Source organism: Acetobacterium malicum subsp. dehalogenans DSM 11527, from assembly GCF_000472665.1.
Taxonomy (GTDB): Bacteria; Bacillota; Clostridia; order Eubacteriales; family Eubacteriaceae; genus Acetobacterium; species Acetobacterium malicum.
The window spans coordinates 1-13,323 of the sequence record NZ_AXAC01000052.1 but is presented as its reverse complement, the minus strand read 5'-3'; the positions used below and the strand labels follow the sequence as shown (position 1 = coordinate 13,323).

The following is a 13,323-nucleotide window of genomic DNA, read 5'->3' as shown; positions in this document are numbered from 1 at the left end:
ATGGCACGAATCCGTGGCCAGAAATTCCGTCTGATATATTTAACACCATTCTCAACCTTGCCTTTACAGCGGGGATTGTAGGGTCGGCATCTCACCGACGCAAAATCATGGTGTCGGCAGAAACTAAGGAATTGCTGGTTCCATTTGTTTTCGCCCGTTTCATGGCTGTGCTTCACAACCGTCTTCATATTGTCATATAAAATCGTTTCGGGAAGACCCCCAAAATACTGAAAGGCTCGTTCATGACAGCCGAACAGTGTCTCCATTTTCTCATTCTCGGTGAATTCCAGATAAGTTTTTCTGGAATGGCCCATGATCATAACAAATGCATGATATTTGATTTTTCTGCCTTCATCATCCAAAGCGACAAACTCGCCCCAATCCACCTGAGCCTGTTTCCCGGGTGGTGTTTCAAAACGCCTGGTTGCCCGGGTTTGACTGGGTTCCCGATAGTTTTTCATAAACACCCGGAGGATGGTCATTTTTCCAGTGTATCCCATCAATACAATTTCATCAAATATTACAGTCGCATTCAGGCATCCTTCATTCATTCGTAAACGGATATGATCTTTATAATCATCCAACTTACTTTTTACCAATGGTCTCGGTTTATAAGTGGGAATATCCTGTGCTTTTACCCACTTGCTGACTGTTTTTCTGTCCAGATCACAGATTTCTGCTATCAGTGTCGTTGACAATCCCTTGCTTTTCAGATCCTTGATCATAAAAAACCCCTCTCTTTCAATCATTTATCATACCCCCTTTTAAAAGGAGCGTACACTTATTTTGTGGAATTTTCAACCGTTTTATATGAGGATTTTATCACCGTTTCTTACACACAGGTCGACAGGCGTTCAATCAGTTTTTTATTGAGCTTTCGACCCGCCTGATAATTGATGTCATTTACATTTGCCTGGGACTGATCAAAACTAGCCTTTTTGATCAATCGCTGCAACCGGTTATTCTTGCGGCTGGTATATTCCCGATCAACCATCAGACCGAACCGGTCTTCAAACGGAATATCCGCCATAGATGAGTCATTCAATTGCAGTCGGAAGGCATCAGCCATTGCTGACAGATGCATTTCAACCAGCTTATTGAGGGTGGCTTCATTCGTCATGATGCTTACCTCCATAATAGCTGGGACCTCAGGTGTAACCGTATTTATTTTCAGCCGATGATTCCGGATTCTGCTCTGGTTGATCGGACAGTTTATCCTGACCAGTTGTGAGAATGTTTTTCACACTCTTATAACTGGGATGAGGCGTATAGGACAAGGCCTTTTTACAGGCGGCTTCCAGACGGTTGACCGAATATTTATCAGCTAGCTTCAGCAAACCCATACAGGATTTATATCCCTGCTGTTCGACTTTGAAGGAAGCAAGAATGGATTTGACCGTCGTAACGGTATGGGGCCCGATTTTCTGGGCCCATTCAATGAAGCGATCACCATTCCATTCCAGGTATTTCTGATGATCCTCCGGCATATGTGCCTGAAGCGTACTGTACTGGTTGGAGCGGCCATGGAGGCGTTTGTGGGAGCAGATCCGCTGATTGTGGTAGAACACTTCGACAATTGATCGGGTCAGTCGCACATCGACTTCCTGTTTGATGTATTCATAAGGAACCGAGTAATGCATTTTGTCGACTGAAATATGATAATTGAACTGTACCGTGGCTTTTTTCCATTGCGACAATTCATAAGGGGCAGGTGGCAATGGCGTGAGAAAAGGCTTTTCATCAGCAAGATAGACACTGTGCCGACTGCCATCCTTTTTCTGAAAGGGCTTGTGATTGAGCTTTTCCAGCTGAATCTGGATTTCACGATTCAGTTCCTCAAGCGCAAAGAATTTCTCGTTGCGGATGGCCGCTGTAATCCAGTTGGTTACAACATTGACTGAACCCTCGACACCAGGTTTGTCTTTGGGCGCCTTCACTCGTGCCGGTAACACGGCGGTATCGTAGTATTCCGCCATTTCATAATAGGTTTTATTGATTTTTGGCGTATACCAGTCGTTTGTTTTATCAACGCCGGTCTTGAGATTATCAGGTATCAGCATGGTTGTGCTGCCGCCAAAGTATTGATACATATGGATATGGGCGGTAATCCAGCTTTCCAGATCCATTTTGAGAAAGGCTTCCACATAGGCATAGAGACTGTAATTCAAAACCCCGACAAAAATATGGCAGGGAATCATTTCCCCAGTATCGGTGTCGATGATGTAAGCCGGCTTTCCAGCCCAGTCCACTTCAATTTGTTCACCGGGCTTGCGAGGTATGTGCATGGTCGCACGTTTCTTTTCACTGAACTTCTGATAATGGTGACAGAATTGCGTATACATCAGGGGGATATCTCTATTCTGTCGACAGCTTTCACAGTATTCATTCCAGAGAAGTTTTAGCGTTACCCCACTGCGTAGCATTTCCTTGTCGATGTAATCATAGTCCGGAAACTTGCGATCCGATTTTGGTACGGATTTATCAGGAAATAATAATTTTTCCAGATCAGCATCCGTTGTTTCGGCCGGTAACGGCCAGATGATGTTGCAGGCCTTGGCCCGATTAACGACATCCCGAACTGTTTTTCTGGCACAGCCACAGCTACTGGCAATACCAGTCTGGTTGATGCCAAGGTTGAACAACCTTAGAATTTCACGGTATTTGGTCATGAGAATGACCTCCTAAAATGGATTTACATCAGTTAACTGATGCATATATCCCTTATACCCTGATCGAAACCTGACCGGAATGATTGAAACGAAATACCGAAAGCGTCGGCACGGATCACCGAATCGACTGGCACGAATATCCGGTTCGGTTGGAAGATTCGACCGAAATACTCAGGCAGCAGTCTGTTTCAGTTGGCTAGGGTGTGTCTGAAAAGTCAAAATACTGGTCATTTTGATAAAAGCCAGATCGCAGCAATGCAAACAAAGACATAAAAGAAGATACCAACTTGTCAAATCGTGTCGCTACTCTTCGAAAATGTTTGATTTTATTGAAAAAGCATTCAACCAGATGGCGTTCTTTGTAAAGCCACCAGTCACAATCCCATGGTTCTTTAGTATTTGATTTTGGCGGAATTGTATAGAAGGCTTCTAGACGGCACTCTATGAAATTGAGCATAGGGCGCCTTACTCTAATTATATTAGATAATATTAGTGTTATCTATCTCAAAAATATCTTTGTTCATTTGAGGACACTATAGTTGTATTTGGGGCTGATATAAATCCAGAACGCATGTATTATCATCAACATTTATTAGAATTGACTGTTTATACTTGTTCATGTAAATATCTTGATAAAAGAATTCAATTATATAAATTGCCTCGATTTCTTTACATAAGTCAAAAAACAAGCCTAAATCAAAATGTCTTCCAATGGGAACCGTGAAAGGAACAGTATATACGTCAAACTCTTTTGTTTCCTCATGCTCCTTCTTGAACAATCTACTTTTAACATTGATTGCCGATCCTTTGCCACAATTCTCAACATAGACTTTAGTATATTTGTAATCAGGATCGGTAAAAGATATGCCACTTGTATGTTTATTGATCCCAAATTGACTTTTGATTTTTTCTTGCTGTTCTTTTGTTAATTCAGATCTAACTTCAATATTGTCATGTGAAATAGTAAAAATTATCTCGCTAAATAAAACATCCATTCTTTTTGAATTATCCTCGAGTTTAATTAATTCAGCTTCATCATCAGTCTCCTTACTATCAGGCATGCTCTTCGCAAGCAAACTAATAAAATTTTCTCCTTCGTATTTTGTCAGATATGCGTTAAATGATAAAAAAGGAAGCACGGATTTTATCTCATTATCTTCAGTTAATTTCAAGAGATTATCGTTGGTATTGTTCGCCTTCTCTGTTTGCCAAACAGCAATAATTCCAAGAGTCAAAGCGCCAGCAAAAGCTTCAAAACCCGCTATATAACCAATCAAATCTCCAGCAGTCCATTCTGCGGCAATAAAATCAAATCCAGAATTCCACTTAAAAAGTATATGCACAATAATTAGCGGGGCTAATAGAACCACTAAAAAAACTAAGAACGACTTTACCTTATGCGTTTTTACCCAATCAATGAAACTCATATTTATCAATGCACCCCCAAGTTACCAAAATAGCGCGTTTCTCTCATACTTTTTATTTAGATTTACCTAAATCATTTTAATTTGGCAGATACATGCTCATTGTTATAAAATCAAATCTGCTCTCTCAACCCTACCATATCTAAAAAACATCTAAATCAACCACTCCACAAGCACTAAAAACCGAACACATCTATATCGACTTTTCTCCAAGCACTGACATCAAAACTACCGTCTCAAGGTGATATTTTTAAGCTATTGAAAAAAGTATTAAAAATGCTGCGTTTATGCTGGTTTTAAATCCATTCTGATTTTTCAAAAATCAAATATCGATTAGACGATTTAAAAAATTACTTTTTCGAACTGTATTTTCTATTTATTCTCTGGTTCCTTCTTCGCCTTTTAACACGTTGCTACTGTATGTACTTCACACGACAATATATTCCGACCCGCTTTTCATGCTTTTGGGGCAATGGTGGTATGAAATTAACTGTTTTATTATCGGTCATTACACTATCTCATAATTACAGTGTCATCTAAAAATCGGGATTTCGCGAGTTCTTGTTGAATTACGAGTTCAGATTCACAATCTCCAGAGCAAATTCGGTTGCTGCTTCTAAATCCTTAGCGTTCGGATGAGTTAATGATACAAATAATTTGGCTCCCTTACAAACAAACTCGTACATTACTTGAATTCATTTTTCTTCGAGGATACCACGCACTGCGTGTTTGAGTGCGGGCGCTTCCATCTCCTTAATAAATACCAATAGTTCTGGCATACAGGCTCAGCCATAAATGCTACCAACGATGAAAAGTAAGACGATATCATGTAAGGTTGGATTCTCCTTTATGTTTTTTACTTTAACCTTAAAAGCCGATCCGATTGCTTCCGCTAGCTTTTTTGATTGTTTTGTTTTGGTTGCATATAGGACAGCCATTCTCTCCATTCTCAATACCTTCTGTGATTAAAATGAGCCCTTATTATTCGCTCACACCATTTCAACTTCTAATTTGTGTTTCCAAATAACGCAAATTAGAAGTTCCATAAAGTACCCAGCCTAACCAACATATAAAAATGCTATCTATTGTGAAGATATGTACAGGATAATATTACGAAGGTCATTTTTAGCTGTCTCTGAGATCTCAATGCTATACGTTGCCAACGGTTATCTCTTGCCGTAGGTTCTTCATGACATCTGTTAGCAGACGTTTTTTCCCGCTTTAATGGTGGCTCGACCTTCGTCAAGGGTGCGATAAAATTATAGCTTGCCATTTAACATTTCATAAGCTTCAACTTAGATTAACTATACTGTTACTCAGCACAAATAACCGTGAATCTGCTGCAAGCCTTTGAGAGTTCCAACTTCGATTGTATTAAACAAGGAACTGTCGAAAAGAGCATACGCCTTTGATTGACTCTTTCCATCAATCGTTTCATCGCTGTAGCTAAACCATTCAATAAAACGATTTGCCTGTTTGCTTGGAAAATTCTTCGCAAGTTCGATGATACCGTCATAATCAAATGTATCAGTTCGGTATTTTTTCCCGTCAGCAGCAGTCAGTTTCAGTTGGTTAGCGGCACTAACCAACTCGTTTTTTTCTTTTTTAAGTTTTGTCTTTAAATATTTCCAATAATTTCTGTTTTTTGTGTAGTCGTCCTCGCCACGCAAGACATGATATTCTATCAAAAATCGGATTTGCATCGTGAATAATGCTGAACAGTGACTATTTACAACAGCTGGAAGTTCTTGAAAAATACCGTCCATGGTCTCAGGCACTATCTGAAACCAAGGAAGACTCAATCACAACTACAAAAGCGCCTCAAATCATGATGGTATCAGTATAGTTTGGATCTAACTTGCTATACACCATCTTTTGAGGCACTTAAGCAACATTTCTGCAATTTTATCATAACGATTATTTCTTTCAAATATCAAAAAAACCTTATTTCAGGCTTTTCTCTCTATCCGTGACATCTTTACTACCGTCTCAACGTGCTTTGAATAGACAAAAATGATGTATTAACCTAGTACCCTTTAGACAGTCAAGTTCGTTTCAGTAAGTTCCAGTTTGTGGGTGATAATCTTTATTGTTAATATAGATGATTTCACTGAAAAGTTGATTGGTTGTAAGCGATAATCCTTCAGAGATGTACCATTAAACGTTCTTGGGTATTATTCATCAAAAAAGTCTCTCTTCTCCTCCTGCTCAGCCTGTCTGTTATACTGTTCAGCAAACTCGCGCATAGCTGTCGCAAAGCGGGTAAACCCTCTTGAATCAAGCGCCTCAGCTTTCTCTCTATTTTGCTTAGCAAACTCCCTCTCCTCTTGACCATGAGTATAATTATGAACACCACGTTGATTAAAGCATTCAGTCGTAAAGCCAGAACGCATTTGGCCAGTATCCCGGTAGTTTAAAGCAGTGGCAACGGCTTCGTGAATCCAAAGTCCACTAAGATCAGGGGGTGCATAGGTTAACACATGGCCAATCTGAATTTGAGCAACTTCGGCGTGCCCTGTCTCTTCAGTAATTCTACGAGCTTCGTTGATCCACTCGTTGAATTCCTTCACATCAAGCGTTCCATCCTCTTGAATTCCTGGACAACGTTTCCATTCTGTCAGTAGTTTGTAAGCATTCCGAGCAAGATGTTGCTTCTGCTCACTGTGTTCATTAGCACAATCGTCATTATCTTTCTTGGAGCGAAAAACGAGGCCCACTAATTCCGAAAAGAAAGCAGGATCAGAAGCAAGCCGTTTTTCAAGAGTTATTGGCGATCCAGACGAGAACCGGTCAAGCCACGGGAGAAAGCTCCACTCGATCCGAAATAAGGCGTCCCGATCAGCTTTTTTTGATTTTTGGAGACGCTTGATCAGTTCAACTGTATGATAATTATCAAGCTCTTTAATCCCTTCCTCGCTATCAATCACTGCAATAAGAGAACGTGTAGCTAGAATTTCATCGAAATGAGATGTGTCATCGGCCATACAGGCAAAACACATGACGGCTGCACCTTCACGCCCGTATGTGAGTAGTTTTTCAATCGCGACTGTTAAATCTCGATCCCGACCATATGGATTAACTCTTGCACTTCGCCAGTACAATGCTTCATGAGACTCTCCCAAGTTGGATGAAACCTTATCCCATATTTCTTTATCAAACGGAAGGCGCGTAAGGAACTTAGCACGCTGTTCTGGATTCCAATCTCTTCTCAAAACCGTATCAACCCAATTAATTTTAAAGTTCCAAAATCTAGCCCAAATGAATCCATCAACGACTTGCGTCTCGGTGCTATCGTCAGAATTTAGAAACGCTGGTAATATCGCATCTTCAACATCATCAGTCGCAATCACACCCAAAGCGCACCCGACTTCGTATGGTGACGCTACCGTCTTAGCAAAATCTAGGCATTTGGCAAAGTCACCATCTCTTAAGATCTCACAAACAGCTGCTTGACGTGCTTCAGTAAGACGTTTTCGTTGTTGCTCAAAATTCCCCTTCTCGTCAAATAGATCGCAATCCCTTTCATTAAAAAGATGATGAAACTTTAATGCGGAGGAAACCGGAGTCAAGAGCTTCGCAATCTCCTCTATTTTGATGATCTCTTCTTCAGGAAATGCCCATTCTGCATCAAAAAACTTCCTGTGTTGACGTGCAATTCCATCCATTTTTTCCCAAATAAGAAGACGTTTAGACTCAGGCAAGCCGACTATCTCATCTGTTGAGAGATGATTAAGTACAGAATCATACGCAGGTTTTGGTAGATCAGAAAGGCGATTCACGAGTTCAACGAGTTTTTCAGAGTCCTCTTTTGCCAACTCTACCGCGAATCCCGTTAGAGCTATAATCTGCTCCCAATATTCACTTTGGAGCACACCTTCTTTCCAATCCCGTGGGATAAACTCACGCCATACTGGACGATGACAACCACTTGTAATACCATGACTATGTGGAAGCAAAGCGAGAAGTAGTGACCATCCGACATTTGGCTGTTCTTTCAGAACGGTTTTAATTGCAACTTTCCTTTTGTCAAATGCAGCAGTGGTCTGTATATGCCACGGCAAGAAAATATCTACAAGAGAATTGATAGGGCGATTTGTCCAATTTCCTCCTGGGTCAATTGAGGCTATATCTGCCAAAATAACGGCTACCCTTGTAAGGTAGTCTGGATGCCAAGCCAGACCTTCAAGTGCCCAGAGTAGTCCACTCATATAATTCCAGTCACCAAATCCTCCACTTCCCTCTTGCCCAAATATTTTATGAAAAGGCGATTTTGGAAGATCAACGAGAACTGATTCAACTGCATCAAGAAACTCGCCCGGTGCAGTCTCTGCCAATAGAGGAAGGTGAGAATCTAAACTGGCCCATCGTTCCCAACTAGCTTCATATAGCAAGGTGCGGACAACAAGAATTGCGGTTGTTTCTGCTTTGCTTGTTGAACAACTACTTAGCGACTGTGGACGGCTACCAACCAATGCAAGAGTTTCAACGATACCTTTTCTAATATTTTGTGAATGTACTAATTGTTTTCCATGAATGCTAGCCGCATATCGTTCTTCCTTCGGCAAATCAAATATTGGGTTCCGCTCCCCAAGAACAATAATAGCTGTATCTTTAAGACGATCAAGGTCCTCATCCGTAATCCTATTTCCTAATGCGCTCCATACCTCCCCCCGAGCGACAAATCTCCACTTTTCTTCAGACTGAATAAGGGGAGAGTCCGAGCGTAGTGTATCAACTCTGAGGATCTCGATCCACTCCCCATAATCCTTTCCCAGTAGCCCTTCAAGCGCTTTGATATCTGCCGGATTATTGGCATTCCATTGACCAATGAGGCAAGCTCTTGCCAATTCACGCGCTGTGTCCCAGGTCGCATATGGCGGAACAGATCCCAAACCAAGAAAATATCGCCGCAACGCTGATAACCTTCCACCTCCAATCCCGCCAAGCTCTCTTGCACGAGTATCGGAGAATTGTGCCTTTTTGAGCACTTCCTCAATCTGAGATTGAGACGGACTTCGGAGCTTGATTATCTCAGGGTTATCGCACGATAAAGCTCCACATAGTGGTATAATCACGCCATGTCCTCGACTAGTAGCTACGGCTTGTAAATCTTGCTTATCTGAATCCAATCCTAATCTTGAGCTAGCCACCAATACGTGTGATTGTCGCAACTCAGACACTGTTCGCCACGCATTTTCATCATTTATGAAAAGACATCTATTTGCATATTCTTGTGTTTTAATTTCGTCTAGTGTGGACAGGTAAGCGGCCACAAAGTCGTCAACATCGTGCTCGCTCTCTGCAAAAAGAAATAGCCTTTTTATATTTCCTGTAAAAACAGCCTCAAGGGCTGAACAAGCACCATCCCTAGAAGTGGTAAAAAGCGCTGGTGGTAGCGGTGGATCACTCTTATTTGCCTGAACATTGACTAGCTCCCAATGCTCAAGAGGAGTTATTATACCTCCAAGACTTGGTGTTATCCCAATCTTTGATGCCATCCATCGACCGAGCGCTGGAAACTCTCTCAACCAATCGGCTAGTTTTACCCCGTCAATTATACGAATTTGTTTCCAACCTCGATTCTGACGCCTCTTTATCCATGCACTCTGCTCAGGTTCTTCCCAACCGTTTGCACCAGCTGAACGGGGAGTAACAAAAACGAAAGAAGTATCTGCCCGTTCTGAATCATCGAGTTTAGAGGTTCGCTTTCGAAAATCATCATTTGCCTTGTCCTGAGGGTTTCCACCTGTCCCTATTTCCCAATAAGAGATACCATCAGGTACAAACTGGAAATATCCATTATTGCACTTCACAATTCCGTCTAAACCTGCTTGGTTTACAGCATCTCCATAAGGTATACGGCACTCACTTGCGTCTGATACCGACTGCCGGATAAGGAGGTAAATAAGTTCAGGAATCACTCCTTGACTATCACGCGTATCTGCATAGCGAGAAAGGTCTCCTGATTTTACAATATATGCATGCTCCATCTATAACTACCCTCCTTGTAAAATAGAATTCTCAATAATATCATACCTCTAATGATATTGATTTGCAACAATTCCCAGTTAGCACCAAGAGCAAAACATATAAATCTAAGTCTAAAGCTAGTTGATCATTTTTTATTCTTTCAACAGCGAATTAACATGTATAAATCTAAACTCGAATCATCCAGCTCCCATCATTTCTGCACTTAATAACTAGGGTGTGTCTGAAAAGTCGAAATACTGATTATTTTGATAAAAGCGAGATGTCTTGCAATGTAACTAAAGCCTAAAACGAAGAAACCAGCTTGTCATAACGTGTCACAACTCTACGAAAATGTTTGATTTTATTGAAAAAGCATTCAACCAGATGACGTTCTTTATAAAGGCACCAGTCACAATCCTAGGGTTCTTTAGTGTTTTGCTTTGGAGTAATTGTATAGTCCGCATCTTGAGAAGTGATATAAGTTCTGATCTCTTTAGTTCCACAAGCTTTATCACCCAGAATATTGGTATCTTTGATATCAATGTTTGCCAGCAGACCTATTGCAGGGGTATTATCGCTAACCTGGCCGCCTGAAAGTTCAATGTAAATCGGATTTCCTGGAGCGTCAACCACTGCGTAAATTTAGTCATGTTACCGCTCCGACTTTTACCGATGTATTGATTCACTGCTGCATTTACGGCCCCTTTTAGCGCCGGCTCTATGCTGATCTGATGAGCTTTTACAATAATTGATTCAATGCTGAGATGTTCGAAATCAGCATCGGTATTTAGGGCATAAAAAACATTTGCCAGTGTTTCGTTATCACGCCATTTACAGAAACGGCTGTAGACCGTTTTCCATGAAAAAAACGTTAGGATGATCTCGCCACGCAGCACCACTTCGTACAATCCATAAAATTGCGTTGAAGATTAACCAATTATCTTTAGGTGGACGAACTGTTTTGGCTTTGGGAAATAAATCTTGATCTGTTCCCATTGTTCATCTGAAATTTCATAGCGTTTTGATGGCATCATGCTTCTCCCAACGTTTTTGCTTTATTCTAAAATGCATTGTGGAGATTATAAATAATTAGTTCTCAGACACACCCTAGTTATACAGAACACTCATTGCTTTAATAAATTCTCCCCACTCAGGGTTTGTCTGTTTTTCGTGGGAAGTTAAATAATATTGATACTTATAAAGCATCTTTAACGATTTTTTATCTCCTAAGTTATTGCTATATAAAAAATATATTAGTTCATACATATGGATAGCTTTAACATTATCCAACCCTGTTGACCATTGATCGGCTTTTTCTATGAGCTGCAATGCATTGTTATCATGTGCAGCAAAATACAATAGCCCTTTTACTGCAATATACGAAAGTGATTTTACTTCACCTCGATCATCTTTATTATCTAAGTTAGGATCATAATTAGTATGTGGGTAAATTTTATTCTCAATTGAATCACGAAGAGTTCTCTCTACATCCGTAAGAGAAGAATCGGTATGTATGATAATCTTTGGAGGATCTTCACTTTTTAATGCCTCCACATAGTTGCAAAGATTTTCAGTGACTAATTCATCGTAAACAGCTTCGTGAATTGCAACCATTGAAAAAGTTGTAAAAATTGGGTCAAGCCAAACTTTCTTAAACAGGGGAAAATCAAATCCTCTTTTTATAATTCTACTTCGGTCTGGAGGAATTAAGAAATTTGCATCCAGTGTAATAATTTGGTTAGGATTTTCAAAAATGCTAATTAATGAAGCATTTGATTCCCTTAAATTAATCTTCATCGGACTTTCTCCCAGAAAAGAAAGCATCAAACTCCTCTTCATCTTCTTCGGTCACGATAACTCTATATCCAAAATCATCAGGCGATTTGTTGAAAAGAGATAACGTGTCGGCTAATTTGTCCTCATTAATTAATCCATCTTCAAAATTCCTAACAATTATCTCAATATCCTTCATAGAGGTTCCAATTGTATTCGTCTTCGTATTTAGTTTCCTGAAAACCTCTTCATTAATTGCAATTCCCATTCTGCCATATTCAGCATCGAGATTTCTTTCATCAATACTATATAAATTCCTATACTGCTCTTCTGAAATAGTGCCGATCTCATGTAATCTCTTAACTAATGAATGGTAAGGTAACCACCATGTACACTGAAGTCTTACAATAAAACGTAAAATTGTTTTCTCTGTTAGCTTTCCCAGTTTTGATGTTTTAAACTCATTAAGAATAATACTTCGTAGAGCAACTTCTGGAAATAAAAACTCCGCAGCAAAACGATTTGCTTTTGCTTCAATCAAAGAATTTTCGTCTTCATCTAATCGACTTAAATGAGAACCACTTTTTGTGTAATAATGGAATAGTTCGTGAGCTATGGCAAAGAGTTGTTTGTCAAAATAATCCGCTGTGTTCAAACCGATAAAAGCCAATTCTCCACCATTTTCTTCCGTATACATTATGGCAGCAGAAAAAGCTGGACTATCACCTTCCGATTGAATAGGATACTCCAGCAATTTTATATCTAACTGTTCCAGAATTGTGAAAATATCATTAGCTATTGGCATTTCACCAACAATACTTAGAGATTGGCGCTTATCTCTAGCAAGCTTTCTTATTTCATCAACCTGAACTTCATTAAGCACTATGAACTGACTCATTTTCGTATTTTCTTCTTAAGATAACTTGTTGTCTAAGTGCTATCATCATTTTAAAGAGTTTATCCACGCCTTCTTTTTCAGTATCATTTAGCGCCTCGCTTCTAAGCGCAATGAAAGAATTTATTTCTTCTTTCTCTATAAACATGTTGGTGATATCAAAACCCAGAACGTTTCCGAGAGCTTCAAATTGAACAATTGATGGGATAAAATCTTCACGTTCTATGCGACCAATCATGATTCTATTTATACCTGTTAAAGTCCCCAATTCTTCTTTTGTAAGCCCTTTTTCCTCTCTAATCTTCGTTATAGTAGCAGCTAATTTTTTGGCAGACAATGTTTTCATAACCAAGTCTCCTCGTATAATAAATTTAAACACAAAGTGTTTAGTTAGTTTTTTAAATCACTTGGATATTGAACCCTATTCCTGGATAATAGAGATATGGAATAAGGATCTATCTGAATTAAGGCTGTATGCTCCTGTAGCATGACTACATTGAAAGACTGTCTCCCAGCCATCAGTTGTACTGCAAACTCACAAGCTGTATCGCTTGCCTTTCGTACTGAAGATTAGTAGCTTCGGGCAGCTTAT

General features: G+C 39.9%; 10 protein-coding genes and 2 pseudogenes. All 12 read right to left on the bottom strand.

Annotation, left to right across the window (positions count from 1 at the left end):
• Positions 1–749 (bottom strand): IS21 family transposase (gene istA, locus A3KS_RS0116215; RefSeq protein ID WP_035356572.1); only part of this gene is annotated, 749 nt, incomplete at its 3' end.
• Between the two features lie 83 nt (positions 750–832).
• On the bottom strand, positions 833–1,120 hold the full coding sequence (locus A3KS_RS21650) for an ATP-binding protein (protein WP_035356576.1): 288 nt from the start codon (positions 1,118–1,120) through the stop codon (positions 833–835).
• A 28-nt stretch (positions 1,121–1,148) separates the two neighbouring features.
• Positions 1,149–2,669 carry an IS21 family transposase gene (istA, locus tag A3KS_RS0116205; protein ID WP_026395795.1) on the bottom strand — a complete coding sequence of 507 codons (1,521 nt, stop codon included), beginning with the start codon at positions 2,667–2,669 and terminating at the stop codon, positions 1,149–1,151.
• A gap of 227 nt (positions 2,670–2,896) precedes the next feature.
• Positions 2,897–3,045, bottom strand: a pseudogene (locus tag A3KS_RS23940) (IS5 family transposase); the annotation flags it as partial.
• Positions 3,046–3,202: 157 nt separating this feature from the next.
• Positions 3,203–4,105 (bottom strand): hypothetical protein, encoded by a 903-nt coding sequence (locus tag A3KS_RS0116200; RefSeq protein WP_169727714.1) that lies wholly within the window; start codon positions 4,103–4,105, stop codon positions 3,203–3,205.
• 773 nt (positions 4,106–4,878) lie between these two features.
• Positions 4,879–5,040, bottom strand: a complete 162-nt coding sequence (locus A3KS_RS23615; protein ID WP_156913320.1) for a hypothetical protein — start codon at positions 5,038–5,040, stop codon at positions 4,879–4,881.
• A 369-nt stretch (positions 5,041–5,409) separates the two neighbouring features.
• On the bottom strand, positions 5,410–5,859 hold the full coding sequence (locus tag A3KS_RS21645; protein WP_242834783.1) for a hypothetical protein: 450 nt from the start codon (positions 5,857–5,859) through the stop codon (positions 5,410–5,412).
• Positions 5,860–6,267: 408 nt separating this feature from the next.
• Entirely contained in the window at positions 6,268–10,083 is a 3,816-nt protein-coding gene (locus A3KS_RS0116185; RefSeq protein WP_026395793.1) for a hypothetical protein, read from the bottom strand.
• 283 nt (positions 10,084–10,366) lie between these two features.
• Positions 10,367–11,097, bottom strand: a pseudogene (locus A3KS_RS23610) (IS5 family transposase).
• Between the two features lie 73 nt (positions 11,098–11,170).
• Entirely contained in the window at positions 11,171–11,860 is a 690-nt protein-coding gene (locus tag A3KS_RS0116175) for a hypothetical protein (RefSeq protein ID WP_026395792.1), read from the bottom strand.
• Positions 11,850–12,734 (bottom strand): ImmA/IrrE family metallo-endopeptidase, encoded by an 885-nt coding sequence (locus A3KS_RS0116170; RefSeq protein WP_026395791.1) that lies wholly within the window; start codon positions 12,732–12,734, stop codon positions 11,850–11,852. Before A3KS_RS0116170 ends, A3KS_RS0116175 begins: the two co-directional genes overlap by 11 nt.
• A complete protein-coding gene (locus tag A3KS_RS0116165) occupies positions 12,712–13,077 on the bottom strand; it encodes a helix-turn-helix transcriptional regulator (RefSeq protein WP_026395790.1) in 366 nt (121 codons plus the stop codon). Before A3KS_RS0116165 ends, A3KS_RS0116170 begins: the two co-directional genes overlap by 23 nt.
• Positions 13,078–13,323: the final 246 nt, after the last annotated feature.

Bases quoted from the DNA above. Each gene is read 5' to 3' on its own strand.
- A3KS_RS21650 (WP_035356576.1), bottom strand. From the start codon at position 1,120: ATGACGAATGAAGCCACCCTCAATAAGCTGGTTGAAATGCATCTGTCA.
- istA (WP_026395795.1), bottom strand. From the start codon at position 2,669: ATGACCAAATACCGTGAAATTCTAAGGTTGTTCAACCTTGGCATCAAC.
- A3KS_RS23615 (WP_156913320.1), bottom strand. From the start codon at position 5,040: ATGGAGAGAATGGCTGTCCTATATGCAACCAAAACAAAACAATCAAAA.
- A3KS_RS21645 (WP_242834783.1), bottom strand. From the start codon at position 5,859: ATGGACGGTATTTTTCAAGAACTTCCAGCTGTTGTAAATAGTCACTGT.
- A3KS_RS0116185 (WP_026395793.1), bottom strand. From the start codon at position 10,083: ATGGAGCATGCATATATTGTAAAATCAGGAGACCTTTCTCGCTATGCA.
- A3KS_RS0116175 (WP_026395792.1), bottom strand. From the start codon at position 11,860: ATGAAGATTAATTTAAGGGAATCAAATGCTTCATTAATTAGCATTTTT.
- A3KS_RS0116170 (WP_026395791.1), bottom strand. From the start codon at position 12,734: ATGAGTCAGTTCATAGTGCTTAATGAAGTTCAGGTTGATGAAATAAGA.
- A3KS_RS0116165 (WP_026395790.1), bottom strand. From the start codon at position 13,077: ATGAAAACATTGTCTGCCAAAAAATTAGCTGCTACTATAACGAAGATT.